Raw genomic sequence first — 15,972 nt, 5'->3', positions numbered from 1 at the left:
ATCCGGTTCTATGGTTAATCGGTAGTCATGAAATCCTGGGCCAAAATGCTCAAACGGTGGGTTTGGCAGTGGCGGGGCGTGCTGCTGGCGGTTCCCACGGCCACCGGCTTTGTTTTGGGAATGCGGGAGGTTGGCCTCTTGCAAGGGCTGGAATGGTTGGCCTATGACCAAATGCTCCAGGCCCGGCCGGCCGAGGCTCCCGATCAGCGCGTGGCAATTGTGGGGATCACCGATGCCGACTTGCAACGGTTTGGCACCACAACCCTGCCCGATGGGGTCTATGCCCAGGCGATCGAACGGTTAAAGGCCATGGGCCCCCGGGCGATCGGGCTGGATATTTACCGCGACTTGCCCCAGGAACCGGGTCACGCCAACCTGGTGCGCCTGTTTAACAACACGGATTACCTGGTGGGCATTGCCAAGGTGCGGGGGGAAACCGCCGCCGATCGGGTTGCCGCGCCACCCGCCCTGGCCGCCAAAGGGCAAGTGGGCACTAATGATTTTGTGGTGGATGCGGATGGCAAAGTGCGGCGGGTGTTGATTGATACCCAAGACACCGAAAACAACAAAATCTACGGTTTGGGTCTTTACTTGGCCCTGCTCTATCTGGATCCAGAAAACATTGCGCCCGAAACCGTGGCCGCCGAACCCGGAGCCTTTCAGCTCAAAAACGCCATTTTTCGGCGGTTTCGGAGCCATGACGGCGGCTATATTCGGGCCAACGATGCGGGCAATCAACTGCTGCTGAACTATCGCGGCGGGAGTGGCTCCTTTGAAACCGTTTCCTTGCGGGATTTGGTGGATGGCAAACTCCCCACCAACTGGGCCCGCGATCGGGTGGTACTCATTGGCAACATCAGCGAAAGCGGCCGCGATCTATTCCTCACGCCCTACAGCGGCAAACCCCTAGAACTGCCCCAAAGAATGGCCGGGGTTGAAATCCATGCCCACTTCACCAGTGAAGTGATTGCCGCCGCCCTCGACAATCGCCCCCTCCTCACCACCTGGCAGGAGCCGATCGAGTGGTTGTGGATTGTGGGCTGGGCTGCCATTGGTTCCACCCTGGCCTGGTTATTGCGACTGCCAGACTCGCGCCGCTGGATCGCCATTTGGGGCATTGGAGGTTCCGGCGGTCTGGTGTTGCTGTTGTGGGGAATTTGCCAAGGAGCCATGATCCAAGGCCTGTGGGTTCCCTTTGTGCCGCCCCTGTTGTCTTGGTTGGTGGGAGCGACCATGGTGGCCCTTTACCTGGCCCGCACCGCCGGCCAGATCCGCAACACCTTTGGCCGATACCTGAATAATGAAGTCGTCGCCAATCTGCTGGAAGATCCCGAGGGCCTGAAAATGGGCGGGGAGCGGCGCAAAATCACCATCTTGACCTCCGATTTGCGAGGGTTCACGGCCACCGCCGAACGGTTGCCCCCGGAAAGGGTGATCGAAATCATTAACCTTTACCTGGAAGCCATGGCCGATGCAATCACGGACTTTCAGGGCACGATCGATGAGTTCATGGGGGATGGGATTTTGGTGCTGTTTGGGGCCCCCACCATCCGATCGGACGATGGCAAACGGGCGATCGCCTGTGCGATCGCCATGCAGCAAGCCATGGGCGGTGTGAACGCCAAAATGCGCGAAATGGGCTACCAACCCTTGGAAATGGGCATTGGCATCAACACGGGCGAAGTGGTGGTCGGCAACATTGGTTCCTACAAGCGAGCCAAATATGGCGTGGTGGGGGCCCAAGTCAACCTGACCTATCGCATTGAGTCCTACACGATCGGGGGCCAAATTCTGATTACTGAATCGGCCCTTGAAGAAGCTGGCGGCTCCGATTACGTCAAAATCGCCGACACCCAACAGGTGCAGCCCAAGGGCGTTCCTGAACCAATCACCATCTATGACGTGGGCGGCGTGGGTGCGCCCTATCACCTCACCCTGGAACGGGCCCAGGAAACCTACTACCCGATCGCCCCCCTCCAATTCACCGCTCAGCCCCTGGATGGCAAACATGTCAGCAGTCAGGCTTGGGCCGTTGCCTTGGTGGAACTGTCTACCAAAGGCGGTTGGCTGAAAATTCAAGGGGCAATCAACCCGGCCAGCAATGCCCCGGCCCCGAACCCCCAGGCCTTAACCAAGCCCCTAACGAATCTCAAGCTGAACCTGGCGGAAGCCTCGGCCCCAGATACCTTGCCCCCAGGCCCGGAAAACCGCGAAGTTTACGTCAAAGTGCTCCCCAGTCCCGATCGCCCGGATCACGTTCTGGTGCAATTCACATCCAAGTCTCCGGCCCTGGGTCAATGGCTGCAATCCCTGGGCGATCGGGCCCAGGCCACAGCCTCAGAATCGAACACCACTGCCCCTCAAGCTTAAAAATCACCGGTTCCCGGCTGACAAATCACACTATTTTTGCTTCAGCATCAATTCCCCACCCGAGCAACTCAACTACAGTAGTGCGGTCAAATAACGGCTAGTCTGGCTTGATTTCAGCCTCTAGGTTGCTCACCTCTCCCTAACATGAACTGGTTCAAACCCCTTCAGCAAGGCCTTCTGGATTTGCTGCAAACGCCCCTGTTTCAATTGGGCGAAACGGTTATTTCGCTCGGGTTTTTACTGCAACTGGTGCTCTACAGCGCCCTGGTTTATGGCGGTGCGCAAATCATCAAGGGATTTCTGCAAAACCGCCTGCTTGCCAAACTCCGCATTGATGAGGGCAATCGCGGCCCGATCGCCGGCATTGTTAGCTACGGCATCGGCGTTTTGATTTTCGTTGCGCTCTTACAAAGTGCCGGATTTAATCTCAATTCCCTCGCTGTGCCGGCCGGCGCTTTGGGGGTGGGCGTGGGTTTGGGCCTGCAAAACATCACCAAAAACTTTGTGGGCGGCTTGAACCTGTTGTTGGAGCGCAAGCTGAGGGTGGGGGATTTCATTGAATTCGATGGGCTGGCGGGTCATGTGGTGGAGGTGGCCCTGCGATCGGCCGTGATTCGCACCCTGGATGGGGCCCATGTGATCGTTCCCAACAGCGATTTAGTGGAAAAACGGGTCATTAATTGGCACTACAACGACCTGGCCGCAAGGCTGCATATCAAAGTCAGCGCGGCCTACAGCAGTGACCCGTTGGTGGTGACGGAATTGCTGTTGGATGTGGCCTATTCCGAGTCCATGGTGCTGGATGATCCGGCTCCCACCGTGATTTTGCTGGGATTGGGCGATCATGGGCTGGACTTTGATCTGCGGGTTTGGATTCGGGGCTATGAACGGGAGTTTGATGCTCGCCATGCCCTCAACTGCGCGATCGAGTATCGATTTCATCAACAGGGCATTGAAATTCCCTTCCCTCAACGGGATTTGTGGCTTCGGAACCCGGAAGTGCTCTATCCCCTCGGGCGCGGCAGTGATCCAACGGCTGCTCTATCCCCTGCGCCCTTGGCCCAACGCCAAATTTCCAGCGAAACGCGATCGAGCCTGCTGACGGAAGCCCTGAAACGGGTTCACTACTTTTCGCATTTGAATGATTTGGATCTGCGGCGGGTGATTGAGTGCGGTTATCGTCAGCGCCTCAAGCCAGATGAGCTGCTGTTTCGGGAAGGGGATCCGGGCAATAGTTTTTACATTGTGCTGTCGGGATCGGTGAAGGTGTTTGTGGCGGAGTTGGATAAGCACCTGACGGATTTGGAGGCGGGGAGCTTTTTTGGGGAGTTGGCACTGATGCTGGGCATTCCGCGCACGGCAACGGTGAGCGCCACTGAGGAAACCTTGCTGTTTGCCATTAATCAGCGGGGGTTCACGGAGTTGTTGCGAAAGCATCCCCCGATCGCGGAGGTGATTGTGCGGGAACTGTCCGTGCGCCAAGAGGAATTGCGCGATCGACAGGCCCAGCTTCGGGCCTTGGGTTTGATTGCGGCCGATGAAGATGACAGCAACCCGGTGCAGTGGGTGCGCAAGCGGATTGCTCGCCTGTTTGATTTGGGGCTTTAGGATTGGTTGTCCAATTGCCCGAAACCCTGATTCCACCGTGACGAGTCGTGGGGGCAAGGGGCTTAAGCCCCTTGTCTGGGGTGGTTAGGGCATGGAAGAGTAACCGTTTTTGTGTGATCCCAAGACATGACGACTGGCCCCATCCTGACCATGGCTTGGCCCTTGGTGCTGAAAGAGATGAAAGGGAAATCGCTGAAAGAGACGATGCGAAATCTTCCAAAAAAATGTTACGAAAGATGAATAGCGTTAAGCTTGTATGTAGATTGGTTAGTTTCTACTTTGCCTATGTCGGCTCCTACCCCTCCCGATCCCAATCTGCTGAAGACCGTCTTGCAGCCGCTGCTTGAAGATTTTCAATATTGGTTTGGGCGATCGCGCACCTTGCTGGAATCGGAGCGCTTGTCGTTTCTGAGCGATGAGCAACAGGAAAGCTTGCTGGCAAGGGTCAAGCAGGCCCAACAGGAAGTGAGCAGCACTCAGTTGCTCTTTGAGGCTATGGGGGCCCAGGTGGGTGTTGAAACGTCAACCCTCATGCCTTGGCACAACCTAGTTCAGGAATGCTGGCATGTGGCAATGCGGTTCCGGGCTGAACAGAATCCTTCGGGTTCGGCGGGGTAATCGCCTTCTCAGATCATGTTAGAGACTATTTATTTAGAGATCATCCGTTAGGGAGACGACGGCCGTGCTACAGGTGTTGTATATCCTGGCCTTTGCAGTGTTGGCATTCTTGGCGATCGGGAATTTAGTCCGCAATCTCTTCACACTGGGAACTGAGGCGGGCCGCACGGCCGATCGAGTGGATCATTCAGCGCGGGCGGCGGCTCCGGCCCAACCGCCCATCTCGTTGCACCCGGAAATGTTGGACGATCGGGGGCAGCCGATTCGTGAACCCCTGTTGGTGATGAAGTCAATCACGGTTGAAGATGCCCGCAGCCGTCTGGATGCGTTGTTTGATGCTTCGCCGGGAGATTCGTCTAACCCTTCTTCTAACTCTCAACCGACGGATGAGGCTTAAGGATCCACAACGATTGACTCCACCGGTTCTCGGGCAATTTCCGGGCGATCGGAAAGATCGGCCTAGGGTTGAGCGGTCTGGGTTCGATCAGTCCCAGTCTGACCGGTTTGGGTTTGCTCGGTCTGGGTTTGAGCGGTCTGGGTTTGAGCGGTCTCAGTTCGGCTGGAAGCCATTCAACGGACAGGGGCGACGATTTTGGGTACTTTTGGGGGCGATCGGGCTGCTTGGATGGCCGATCGCGCCGGCCGCTCAGGCCCAAGGGCCATCCCAGCCGCGCCGTCCCCAACCGACCAACCCGACCCGCTCCCGATCGCCCCAACCGGCCCGCAATGCGCCACCGGGCCCGGCACAACCCAAACCAGCCCAGCCCAATGCAGCCCGCAGCCAACAGGCCCAAGCGGCCTATGCCAGGGGAACCACCTTGGCGGCGGCGGGCAAGCTTCAGCAGGCGATCGAGGCTTTTTCAGAATCCCTGCGGCTGAATCCGGCTTTGGTAGAGGCCTATAACGATCGAGCGACGGCCTACGCGGCCCTAGACAATTCCTTGGCGGCCATGGCGGACTACAACCGGGCGATCGAGCTGGATCCCCAATACGCCAACGCCTATTTCAATCGGGCTAACTTGCTGGTGCAACAGCAGGCCTATTTCCGGGCCATTGAGGACTACGATCGCGCCCTGGCGATCGCGGCGGACGATGCGGAAGCCTTTCACAATCGGGCGATCGCCCAAGCGGCCGTAGGCAATTTGCAAGAGGCCGTGGATAACTTGCAACAGGCGGCCCGGTTATTTGCCCGGCGGGGCGATCGCGAGGGCTACGAACGGGCCCTCAACACGCTGCGGCTTTTGCAACCGGCCGAGGCGCTGCCCAATGCCAATCCTACGAACGCTAATCCTCCAAACACCAATCCTACGAACCCGTAACGTTCAGGCGGCACAACCCCTCGCCCCCGTCCGGCGCGATCGCCAATTGAGCTAGCCAACCTAGTTTGCTAATTTAGCTGGCCCATTTAGCAATGCAATTTGCTTGGCTCTATCCACGCCTCTATCCAGTCTTGGTGGCCAGCTTTCCCTTGGGTCTGTGGGCCGGCAATCCCGATCGCCGGGAAATTGCTCTCAGCTTTGACGACGGGCCCCACCCGGAATATACGCCAGACCTGTTGCGCCTGTTGGATCAAGAACAGGTGACCGCTAGCTTTTTTTGGTTGGGCTGTTGGGTCGATCGGGCCCCTGCCGTTGCCAAACAAGTTTGGGATGCGGGCCACTGGCTGGGCCTCCATGGCTACCATCACCGATCGTTTCCCCGCCTCAGCGCAGACGAACTACAACGGGATTTAAAACGCACCCAACGGGCGATCGCCCAGGCCTGTCAGCTTGATCCGGCTTGGGTGCAACACCATGTGCGAGATGTGCGGCCACCCAACGGGCTATTTTTGCCCGGGGCCTTGGCTCAGTGGCGCAGTTGGGGATATCGACCGGTCATGTGGAGCGTTGTGCCGGAAGATTGGACACATCCTGGGCCGGCGGTGGTGCAGCGGCGGGTTTTGGATCAGGTGCAAAACGGTTCGCTGATTGTGTTGCACGATGGGCCCTGTGGCGGGCGGGATGTGGTCAAAACCGTGGCGCAACTGATTCCGGCCCTGCGCGATCGGGGGTGGCGGTTTGTGACGGTCGATCGGCTGTGGGATTCGATCGAGCAAGACACTCTCAACCCGGCTTCCCCAAAACCAACGGCTCACGAGATCGATCGGGCGATCGATCAAATGCCCAATGAATAAATAATCGTTGAATACTTGGTCAATCCTGGGTTGATGAATGCGCGATCGACTGGCCAATCACCCAATCCACAGAACTGTTCTTCACGCCCTGAAGGATGAGCCAATTCAAATCCCAAACATGAAAACTCGAAAAATGAAAACCAAATGAAATCAATAGCCCTGTGATTTAGAAAAGAGCGTGTTACAACAGAGGAAGGCACATGAGAACGTGGAAGCATCACCTTGGAGGTCTGTAAATCAGCCCCAATCGAGCCTGTCTAGGGAGACAAAATCGCTGGAAGTATTTCAGCGACAATGACCGGGGCGATCGCGAGGAAAAAAGACCGTTCCTCTGCTGACAACATTTGCCGCTTATCCAGGGAAATATCAATAACTCATAACTTAAACCCTAGCCAAATTGCCCACTTCAGCCGACACCAGATCGGTCATGGGCGGCAAATCAGCGTCAAATCGGTTGTTTCGTGCCCGTTTCTTGCCTGTTTGTTGTGATTTTTGGAGTTAATTGCCAGCAAATTTTCGATCGTCCCGGCAAAATTTCGTAAGACAGGCTACAGTTTATTGGGACATTTCAAAAATCTGGGGCTAATCTGGATCTCGGCAAAAAATCCAGCCCAGACTGCGGCGTTGCCAGCCCTTCAGTGCCTGTTTCCGCAGCCGTCGCAGTTTCCAACTTCCCACCGATCACTGCATATCTACCCTACTTCGTTGAAAGGAGCGAGAGGACTCGGCATGACCCAGGCCAAAACCGTACTCGAAGAAATGAATGTATTGACTGATGCTGTGGATGATGTAGAGGTCGAACTAGAGCTACTCACCACAGAGGACGAAGATGAGGTCGATATTGATGAGTATGATGACCCGTCTGCCGAACTCGACGAGGAAGACGAAGAGCAGCCTGGCAAAGCGGCCGCATCTCGTCGCCGTACGGCTGCTAAGAAAAAGCACTACACCGAAGATTCAATTCGGCTATATCTTCAAGAAATTGGTCGGATCCGCTTGCTGCGAGCTGACGAAGAAATTGAACTGGCCCGTAAAATTGCTGACCTGCTAGAAATCGAACGGGTTCATGAAAAGCTGCTGGATCAACTCGATCGCGCACCGAACGATCGGGAGTGGGCCGAAGCGTTGAATATGGGCTTGCCGGAATTCCGGAAGCGGCTGTATGTGGGTCGGCGCGCCAAGGACAAAATGGTGCAGTCGAACCTGCGCTTGGTGGTTTCGATCGCCAAGAAATACATGAACCGCGGCCTGTCGTTCCAGGATTTGATCCAAGAAGGTAGCTTGGGTCTGATTCGTGCCGCCGAAAAGTTTGACCACGAAAAGGGCTACAAATTCTCCACCTATGCCACTTGGTGGATTCGGCAGGCAATCACCCGGGCGATCGCTGACCAATCTCGGACAATTCGCCTACCGGTGCATTTGTACGAAACCATTTCGCGGATTAAGAAAACCACCAAGTTGCTGTCTCAAGAAATGGGTCGCAAACCCACGGAAGAAGAGATTGCAACGCGGATGGAAATGACGATCGAGAAGTTGCGGTTCATTGCCAAGTCGGCTCAGTTGCCGATTTCGCTGGAAACCCCGATCGGCAAGGAAGAAGATTCGCGCCTGGGCGATTTCATTGAATCTGACGGCGAAACGCCGGAAGATCGCGTTTCCAAAAACCTGCTGCGGGAAGATCTAGAAAGCGTGCTCGATACGCTCAGCGCCCGCGAGCGTGATGTGCTGCGGTTGCGCTACGGCTTGGATGACGGTCGGATGAAAACCCTGGAAGAAATTGGGCAAATTTTCAACGTGACCCGCGAGCGAATTCGCCAAATTGAAGCGAAGGCCCTGCGGAAGTTGCGCCACCCGAACCGCAACAGCATCTTAAAGGAATATATCCGCTAGGAAGCTGGGTTCAATTCATCTCGCATGGGGCGATCGTCTGAGGGCGATCGCCCTTTTTTGGGCCCGTCAATCTGAATCGCGAGGATACGGCCTTTATCTCAAATGATTGGCACGCCATATCGCAGATGCCATGAAGCAACGACTCGGTGCGCAGTGCCCACACTACGGACTACTGAGAATTGCGATGGGGAACCATCTGAAAAGCCGAAACTGATCCCTGATTGATCCCATTATTGAAGTGATTCACAGACCCTATTTTTTCAAGAAATTTTGAATTGCTTGGGCTGTGCGATCGGGCTGTTCCAAATGGGGCACATGGCCGCAATTTTCCACCCAAATAAATTGACTTTTGGGCAGCGCTGCTTGGAATTTTTGGGCAGTGGCTTTGGGCAAAATTTGATCGCGATCGCCCCACAAAATCAGGGTTTCTTGGGGCAATTGGGCAATGCGATCACCCGTAATGGTGTAACCACCGTTGCGAGTGAAGGAAATGAGCGCCTCACTCCATCGGGGCATTCCCAAATGCAACGCACCGCAACGATAGGCCTCTTCGGTGGCACAACGATCGGGGTCGGCGTAGGCCTTGCGCCCAATGCCCGATCGCACCTTTTTATTCGCCAAAAATTGCGTGGCCCATTGTCCCAAGGGCGGAATCAAAAACCGGCTGGCGATCGGTTTGCCCACAAATCCAGCACTATCCAGCAACACCACTTTTTGCACCGCATCCGGATAGGTGAGGGCAAAATCCATCACGGCTGCACCTCCCATGGAAGCCCCCACCAACACCATCGGCCGCCCAATGATTTGCTGCCAAAAGCAATATAAATGGGTGCGAATTGCTTCAGCGGTAAATTCCAACTTCTCAGGGCGATCGGTGAACCCAAACCCCAACAAGTCCACGGCCCAAGTGGCAGATTGCTGAACTAGGCGTGGGAACAATCGACGATATTCCAGCAGTGAACTGTCAAAGCCATGAACTAACAAAATAGGTGGCGCATCGGTCAATCGATCGCGCAATTCCGGCGGTTGACCCGTGACAAAACTGGTTTCGATCGGCAATACACTATGGGGATAGGGCCAGGAAGTTTGGATCGTTTGGCGCTGAATTTGACGCACAAAGTCGATCGACTCTGGTTCCGTTAAATTTGCCACTGCTTCAGGTAAAAATTCCGGAAATTCACTCATGGCTTCTTGATGAATTCCCTGACCAGATTCCTGATTGGTGTCCTGATGAACTTCCTGATTAACTTCCTGATTAGTATTTTGATTAATATCTCCCTGCACAATCACCACCTCAAATGAAAATTCAGTCCCAACCCAATGCGCCAACCCATGGATCATCCACCTACCCATCATCGTAGGGCAACACCCCAAAAATCAAATCGCCCTTGTTGGTCTCGTTGGTTTCCGTTTTCCACAATCTATCCCCGCCTAATGATCTGGGTTACAGGCACGATCGCCCTGTTAGTGACGATCGCCCTGCCCCAAGCGGCTTGGGCCAATAGCTGGCCACCCATGGCTGTCCCCCTGTTTAACTTGCCTCTTTTCGCATCATTCATCAGCTTTGGGTGGGGCTTGGTGGCCATCATTGCTATTGAAGCAATCACAATCCTTAAGCGCGAAACTTATTCCTCTAAGCGAGTTTGGATTGCAGTAACTGGCGCTAATTTGGTTTCATCAATCACAGGTCTTGTTTTTTCATTTGGGTTGGTTGGCATACCGTTTTTAAGCTACGGTGATGACTGGAACCGAAGAATTACTTTCGTACTCATTGGCTGCTTAGGTTTAATGGGACTGACAACCTATGATGCTTTGCGGCAGCTAACACCCTGGTCTGTTGGCTGGCGATGGCTGTGGTTGTTGTTTTGGCCTTTTAATTTAGTATTGGCATTGGTCATTATTGGCATTATCAATGCCAAGTTTCCCTTTTGGATTGAGCTTTTCTGTGCCTTTGCCTATTTTATGATTGGCTGGGCAATGAGTTGGGCGATCGAGGGAGCTTGTCTAGCGAAGTGGCTGCCCAACCCTTCAGTTCATCTTGGCCGATCCATTGCCATTGCAAATCTTCGATCCTATGCCTATGTGGTCATTCCCCTCGTGATTGGGCTATATCTACAAACCAGGGCATTTTTTAACTAAAGAGCATTTTTTAACTAAAACGTGGTTGGAGATGAAAAACCCTGGCTATCCCCTAGCCGGCCACAAGGCGACCATTTTAGTGTTGAATTTTTACTGATTATTGTCTTGAAGCAACCTCACCCCGAGTTCCATGACCCGTATAGCCGACGCGATCGCCCCTCACGGCGGCACGCTGATTAACCGCATTGCCAGCCCTGAGCAAAAGGCCGAATTCTTGAGCAAGGCCGACCACCTGCCGCGCATTTCCCTGGACGATCGCGCCGTCTGTGACCTGATCGCGATCGCCATTGGTGCGTTCAGCCCGATCGATGGCTTCATGGGCCAAGCGGACTACAAGACCGTGGTTGACGACATGCGCTTGGCCAACGGGCTGCCCTGGGCAATTCCTGTGACCCTGCCCGTGACCGATGAGCAGGCCAACACCCTCAGCGAAGGGCAATTGGTGCGCCTAGACGATCCCACCGGTCGCTTCATTGGCGTGCTGGAGCTGACGGAGAAATATCACTACGACAAGACCCGGGAAGCCCTCAACGTCTATCGCACCAATGAAGAGAAACACCCCGGTGTGGCGGTGGTTTATGGCCAAGGGGCGACTTATTTAGCTGGGCCCGTGTGGTTGCTGGAGCGCGAGCCGGATTCTCGCTTCCCGCTCTATCAAATTGACCCGATCGATTCGCGCCATGCTTTCCGCGACAAGGGTTGGAAGTCGATCGTAGCCTTCCAAACCCGCAACCCAATCCACCGCGCCCACGAATACATCATCAAGTGCGCCCTGGAAATCACCGATGGCCTGTTCCTGCATCCCCTGGTGGGAGTGACCAAAAGCGATGACATTGCCGCCGATGTGCGGATGCGTTGCTATGAAATCATGCTGGAGCACTATTTCCCCCGTGGCCGGGTGATTTTGGCCATCAACCCTTGCGCCATGCGCTATGCGGGCCCCCGGGAAGCCATTTTCCATGCCCTCATTCGCAAGAACTATGGCTGCACGCATTTCATCGTGGGTCGTGACCATGCGGGCGTGGGTGACTATTACGGAACCTACGATGCGCAGTACATTTTCGATGAGTTTGCGCCGGGTGAGTTGGGAATCATGCCGCTGAAGTTCGAACACGCGTTCTACTGCAAGCGCACCCAAAGCATGGCCACCACCAAGACCAGCCCCAGCGAACCGGACGAGCGGATTCACCTGTCGGGCACGAAGGTGCGCGAAATGCTGCGTCGGGGCGAGTTGCCGCCGCCGGAATTCTCGCGGCCTTTGGTGGCGGCTGAGTTGGCCCGGGCAATGAAAATCCCTGAAAGTTACTCAATCTAGAGCTACTCAATAGACCTCTTGCGCGAATCAGCTAACAGCCCTCATCCCCCAACCCCTTCTCCCAAGGGGGGCTGATTGATGCAAGAGATCTCGTGAACTGGTTTTCATAAATTCAGATCAAGCAGGGCGCACGATCGTGTGCCCTTATTTTTAGAGCCTGATTTTTTTGGAGCAATCTTCTCTAGGCATCAGGAAAGCGCTGTTTCAGGGCTTCGATGATGGTGGTGTTGGCCTTGGGGAAGGGAAATTGGTCAATTTCAGCAAGGGTGACCCAACGCACTTCATCACACTCGATCGCCTGGGGTTCCCCTTGGAGATGCTCGCAAAGATGCACATGCAGCGACACTTTGAAGTGGGTGTAGGCATGATCCACCACAATCAGTTCTTCACCGACGGCAATTTCAATGCCTAATTCTTCTTGAATTTCCCGGCGGATGCAGTCGGCGATCGACTCATTGGGTTCCACTTTGCCGCCCGGAAATTCCCATAGGCCGCCCAATAGCCCTTCGGCGGGCCGGCGATCGATCAAGATTTGCCCCTGGGGATTGCGGATCACGGCCACGCCAATCACTTTGTGGGGAATCGGTGCTTTCGGTTCGCTCACGGGAATTTGCTGCTGCTGGTTGGTTTGGTACGCCTGACAGTATGCCATCCAAGGACAAACCAAACAGGCCGGCTTCCGGGCGGTGCAAACCGTGGCCCCCAAATCCATGAGGGCTTGGTTGAGGTCTCGGGGGCGATCGAGCGAGACCACCGCTTCGGAGGCAGCCCAGAGGCGATCGAGCGCTTTGGCTGGCGCAACGGGCAGGGCAATCAACCGCGCCAAAACCCGCTTCACGTTGCCGTCCAAAATGGGCAAGGGCAAATTAAAGGCAGAACTCAGGATGCCGCCGGCCGTGGTGCGGCCAATGCCGGGCAGGGCGATCGCCTCAGCCAGGGTGCGGGGAAATTGTCCCCCATGCCGTTCCATCACCAACTGGGCAGCCCGGTGCAGATTGCGGGCCCGGCTGTAGTAGCCCAGGCCTTCCCAGGCTTTCAGCACCGCTTGCAAATCGGCCTGCGCCAAATCCGCGATCGTGGGGAATCGATCGAACCACCGTTGGTAGTAGGGCAAAACGGTTTTGACTTGGGTTTGTTGGAGGGCAATTTCCGAAACCCAAACCCGGTAAGGATCCAACACATCCGGGGGTTTTCGCCAAGGCAAGTCGCGGCCGTGGCGATCGTACCAATTCAGGAGCGATCGCTGCAAAACCGCCGCCGAAACCGGCAGCGGTTCTGAGATTTCAGCAATTGAGGAACGCAAAATCACCCAAGGTTCATAAAACAACCGGCTACTGAACCGAATCGGGCCTAATCCGCCGTCGGCGCGTCACCAGCCAAATCACCCGACCAGTTTTGCAAGGACTTTTCAAAACTCATCCGTTGCTCAGCATTCCGCAAAAAGTAGCCACTCATCATGGCCGAAGCCAACAGCCGCCCCAAATGTTCGCGGTTGGTGGTGATGGACACATCAAACTGCTCGCTGGGCAACACGCCCAGCAAACCCACGATGTTGTGCTCCATCATCCGAATCGTTTCCGGGGAAGCCGGCCGCGACAGATGGGCGATCGTTTCCGGATTGAGGGATTGGATGTATCGCATCAACGATTCGCTCGGTTCGCGATCGGTGATTGGCTCGCTTTTCCAAAAGTTAGACATGGGGTTCAGTTCTGGGGCCACGATTCAAACCTCGCGGGTGGACGGTGCGCATGGTCTCCGATGAACAAGCACAATCTAACAAGCAAATGAGCAACTGGGGGGTCGTCAGAACCGAACCGCCTTGGCGCGATCGCCCAACGCGCTTTTGAGCCTTGGGCCCTGAATTTGCTTTGCATCGGCTTTGCATCGGCTTTGGCTTCGCTCGGAGCTACTTTGCACGGCTCCGAGCTGGGCCAAATTTGTCCAACCACCTGTTCTCAACCGCGCACCGCCAGCCGTTAAATGCCTTCGGGCGACATCCACCGTTCCAGCCAATCGAACACCCGATCGAGCTGTTGCGTGGTAATTGCTCCGTATTGCCACAAAATCGTTGGCAGATTATTGCCACTGTCGGGGTGCTTGAGGGCCAGCGCCAAATCTGCGGCACTCAACTGCAAATCTTCTTGCAAAAACCGAACCAGACCTTCTAATCCCTGACGTTGCATAGCTTTTTACCTCCTAGCCACCGTCGTCAACGGCTGGATTGGATTGGCAACAAGTGCCTGACTCTGACCGGTCTCGATCGCGCCTTGGTTTCGGCGGCAATTAACAGGGTTCACACTGCGATCGAGGCGGGGCTGAATCACCATCCAGCGGTTTTCTGACTCTCTGTTTCGGGGCCCTGGCTCAGGCTCAGGATCACGTTGTCCAGTTTCTGAGCTGTCCTGTGTTGAGGAATGGAAGCACCGGGCGCACCCAACCCAAGCACTGGGTCAAGAGTTGCGAGAGTACAGGGTTAGAGACTATGAAGCGCTCTAGCCTTAAGTTTCGGCCGCAAACCCGCTAGAGTCTGCGATCGCGATCGCCTGATGTTGCGATCTTGATCCCCGTTGACCGGGTATGGCTTCTGGCGGTTCCGGCGAACCCATAACGGCTCAGCCAATTACGACCGATCGCCACTGAGGTGCTACCAATCAAGATCGATCGAAACCCAAGCGCGATCGACTGCTGCGAAACCATGGCAACCGATTCCCAGCGATCGCAACCCATTAACCATGCGGACAGTCGCTAATCTTGCTGCTGAGAAAACCGCTGGGCCCCCAAAAACGCCAACACTGTGGCCACCGCCAGCAAAATTGGGATGCTGTACCAAGGAAACTCGCTCAGGGGAAGGTAAGCAGCCGATCGCAGGCCAATGCTGGTGTAGGTCAAGGGCAGGCAATAGACAATCGGTTTCAGCAGCGGCGGCAACTTGGCCGGGTCAAAAAACGTGGCCCCCAAAAAGGACATGGGCACAATCAGAAAATTGTTGTACAGCCCCACCATTTCCAGGGACTGCACCGAAAGGCCCACAATCACCCCCAAGCCCGCAAACACAGCACAGTTGAGCACCAGCAACAGCAAAAAGAGCGGATTTAAAAAGCTCCAAACCTTGCCCGTAAACAACACCGCCACCAAAATCACCGAGCCAGCCGTCAGCAGGCCGCGCACAATGCCCGCCATCATCCGTCCCAGGTGCATGGCCAAGGGATGCACCGGCACAAGCAGCATTTCCTCAAAGGTCTTGGTAAACAGGCGATCGCCGCAAATTGAAAATGTTGTGCCCCCAAAGCTAATGGCCATGGAAGACAGGGCCACCATCCCCGGCAAGATAAATTCCAAATAGCTATCGCCTGCGGAAGGCTTGGCCACGGCATCAAGGGAGGTTCCCAACCCCAACCCGAAAGCCAGGATATAAATCAGCGGGGACACCAGCCCCGAAGCGGCCACCTGCCCAACCCGCACCCGCAGTTTCAGCCAGTCGCCCCAAAAAACGGATAGGGCATCGGCCCAAAAGGTTTTGAAAAGGGCGGGCTGGGGTCGATCGCCCTTGGGAGTCATGACAGGGCGATCGTTCGATCGGGCAGTAGCTTCGTACATAGGGTTTTGGCAAAGGATTTAGCAAAAGATTCAGACAGCGCTCAGAAAAAGCCCAACAGGCTCAGGGTTTGCGCAAGCTTGGCTGGGAATCAACTTGGGGATCAGCTTGGGAATCAACTCAAGACCAGTCCAGACCCGCGCAAAAAACTCAATTCAGAAAGATTGAACCATCAGAAAGATTGAACCAACAGGAGCGCGGGATTGAGCCAAGATTTCGCAGGCATTTCGCAGAGATTTTGCAGAAATTGAGTAGAAACCTGGC

Annotated in this window: 15 protein-coding genes; 10 read left to right on the top strand and 5 right to left on the bottom strand. The window is 55.4% G+C overall.

Going from position 1 to position 15,972, the window contains the following annotated elements; genetic code table 11:
- Nucleotides 1-27 precede the first annotated feature (27 nt).
- From H6G53_RS02725 to rpoD, 7 genes are all read left to right on the top strand, one after another.
- Nucleotides 28-2,370: a CHASE2 domain-containing protein gene (locus H6G53_RS02725; protein WP_190530849.1), complete on the top strand. Its 2,343-nt coding sequence runs from the start codon at nt 28-30 to the stop codon at nt 2,368-2,370.
- 144 nt (nt 2,371-2,514) lie between these two features.
- On the top strand, nt 2,515-3,978 hold the full coding sequence (locus H6G53_RS02720) for a cyclic nucleotide-binding domain-containing protein (RefSeq protein WP_190530848.1): 1,464 nt from the start codon (nt 2,515-2,517) through the stop codon (nt 3,976-3,978).
- Nucleotides 3,979-4,263: 285 nt separating this feature from the next.
- Entirely contained in the window at nt 4,264-4,596 is a 333-nt protein-coding gene (locus tag H6G53_RS02715) for a DUF2605 domain-containing protein (protein ID WP_099532249.1), read from the top strand.
- Between the two features lie 64 nt (nt 4,597-4,660).
- On the top strand, nt 4,661-4,993 hold the full coding sequence (locus H6G53_RS02710) for a DUF2973 domain-containing protein (protein WP_190530847.1): 333 nt from the start codon (nt 4,661-4,663) through the stop codon (nt 4,991-4,993).
- 13 nt (nt 4,994-5,006) lie between these two features.
- Entirely contained in the window at nt 5,007-5,915 is a 909-nt protein-coding gene (locus H6G53_RS02705; RefSeq protein WP_190530846.1) for a tetratricopeptide repeat protein, read from the top strand.
- A gap of 92 nt (nt 5,916-6,007) precedes the next feature.
- A complete protein-coding gene (locus tag H6G53_RS02700; protein WP_190530845.1) occupies nt 6,008-6,769 on the top strand; it encodes a polysaccharide deacetylase family protein in 762 nt (253 codons plus the stop codon).
- Nucleotides 6,770-7,498: 729 nt separating this feature from the next.
- Nucleotides 7,499-8,659: an RNA polymerase sigma factor RpoD gene (gene rpoD, locus H6G53_RS02695; protein WP_099532253.1), complete on the top strand. Its 1,161-nt coding sequence runs from the start codon at nt 7,499-7,501 to the stop codon at nt 8,657-8,659.
- Between the two features lie 252 nt (nt 8,660-8,911).
- Here rpoD and H6G53_RS02690 read toward each other — a convergent pair whose 3' ends face one another.
- Nucleotides 8,912-9,988 (bottom strand): alpha/beta fold hydrolase, encoded by a 1,077-nt coding sequence (locus H6G53_RS02690; RefSeq protein WP_242030681.1) that lies wholly within the window; start codon nt 9,986-9,988, stop codon nt 8,912-8,914.
- 105 nt (nt 9,989-10,093) lie between these two features.
- On the opposite strand from H6G53_RS02690, the gene H6G53_RS02685 reads away from it, so the two are divergent.
- Complete coding sequence (locus H6G53_RS02685; protein ID WP_190530844.1) at nt 10,094-10,798, top strand: hypothetical protein; 705 nt, start codon at nt 10,094-10,096, stop codon at nt 10,796-10,798.
- Nucleotides 10,799-10,928: 130 nt separating this feature from the next.
- Nucleotides 10,929-12,113: a sulfate adenylyltransferase gene (sat, locus tag H6G53_RS02680; protein ID WP_099532255.1), complete on the top strand. Its 1,185-nt coding sequence runs from the start codon at nt 10,929-10,931 to the stop codon at nt 12,111-12,113.
- Nucleotides 12,114-12,294: 181 nt separating this feature from the next.
- Here sat and mutY read toward each other — a convergent pair whose 3' ends face one another.
- The 3 genes from mutY to H6G53_RS02665 all read right to left on the bottom strand — a co-directional run bounded on the left by mutY (nt 12,295) and on the right by H6G53_RS02665 (nt 14,296).
- The gene (mutY, locus tag H6G53_RS02675) at nt 12,295-13,422 is read right to left on the bottom strand and encodes an A/G-specific adenine glycosylase (RefSeq protein WP_190530843.1); all 1,128 of its coding nucleotides are present in this window, start codon (nt 13,420-13,422) and stop codon (nt 12,295-12,297) included.
- A gap of 41 nt (nt 13,423-13,463) precedes the next feature.
- Nucleotides 13,464-13,811, bottom strand: a complete 348-nt coding sequence (locus H6G53_RS02670) for a DUF760 domain-containing protein (protein WP_190526275.1) — start codon at nt 13,809-13,811, stop codon at nt 13,464-13,466.
- A gap of 278 nt (nt 13,812-14,089) precedes the next feature.
- Nucleotides 14,090-14,296, bottom strand: coding sequence for a DUF2949 domain-containing protein (locus tag H6G53_RS02665; RefSeq protein ID WP_099532257.1), 207 nt, complete (start codon nt 14,294-14,296; stop codon nt 14,090-14,092).
- Between H6G53_RS02665 and H6G53_RS02660 the strand changes: the two genes are divergently transcribed.
- Nucleotides 14,291-14,455, top strand: coding sequence for a hypothetical protein (locus H6G53_RS02660; protein ID WP_190530842.1), 165 nt, complete (start codon nt 14,291-14,293; stop codon nt 14,453-14,455). The two genes, H6G53_RS02665 and H6G53_RS02660, sit on opposite strands and share 6 nt — an antisense overlap.
- Before the next feature lie 403 nt (nt 14,456-14,858).
- On the opposite strand, the gene H6G53_RS02655 is transcribed toward H6G53_RS02660, so the two are convergent.
- Complete coding sequence (locus tag H6G53_RS02655) at nt 14,859-15,671, bottom strand: ABC transporter permease (RefSeq protein WP_099532275.1); 813 nt, start codon at nt 15,669-15,671, stop codon at nt 14,859-14,861.
- Nucleotides 15,672-15,972: the final 301 nt, after the last annotated feature.

Origin of the sequence: Limnothrix sp. FACHB-406, from assembly GCF_014698235.1 — a bacterium.
GTDB lineage: Bacteria > Cyanobacteriota > Cyanobacteriia > CACIAM-69d > CACIAM-69d > CACIAM-69d.
This window is presented reverse-complemented; position numbering and strand designations above follow the sequence as displayed.

Bases quoted from the DNA above. Each gene is read 5' to 3' on its own strand.
- H6G53_RS02665 (WP_099532257.1), bottom strand. From the start codon at position 14,296: ATGCAACGTCAGGGATTAGAAGGTCTGGTTCGGTTTTTGCAAGAAGAT.
- H6G53_RS02720 (WP_190530848.1), top strand. From the start codon at position 2,515: ATGAACTGGTTCAAACCCCTTCAGCAAGGCCTTCTGGATTTGCTGCAA.
- H6G53_RS02685 (WP_190530844.1), top strand. From the start codon at position 10,094: ATGATCTGGGTTACAGGCACGATCGCCCTGTTAGTGACGATCGCCCTG.
- H6G53_RS02700 (WP_190530845.1), top strand. From the start codon at position 6,008: ATGCAATTTGCTTGGCTCTATCCACGCCTCTATCCAGTCTTGGTGGCC.
- H6G53_RS02715 (WP_099532249.1), top strand. From the start codon at position 4,264: ATGTCGGCTCCTACCCCTCCCGATCCCAATCTGCTGAAGACCGTCTTG.
- sat (WP_099532255.1), top strand. From the start codon at position 10,929: ATGACCCGTATAGCCGACGCGATCGCCCCTCACGGCGGCACGCTGATT.
- rpoD (WP_099532253.1), top strand. From the start codon at position 7,499: ATGACCCAGGCCAAAACCGTACTCGAAGAAATGAATGTATTGACTGAT.
- H6G53_RS02655 (WP_099532275.1), bottom strand. From the start codon at position 15,671: ATGACTCCCAAGGGCGATCGACCCCAGCCCGCCCTTTTCAAAACCTTT.
- H6G53_RS02725 (WP_190530849.1), top strand. From the start codon at position 28: ATGAAATCCTGGGCCAAAATGCTCAAACGGTGGGTTTGGCAGTGGCGG.
- H6G53_RS02670 (WP_190526275.1), bottom strand. From the start codon at position 13,811: ATGTCTAACTTTTGGAAAAGCGAGCCAATCACCGATCGCGAACCGAGC.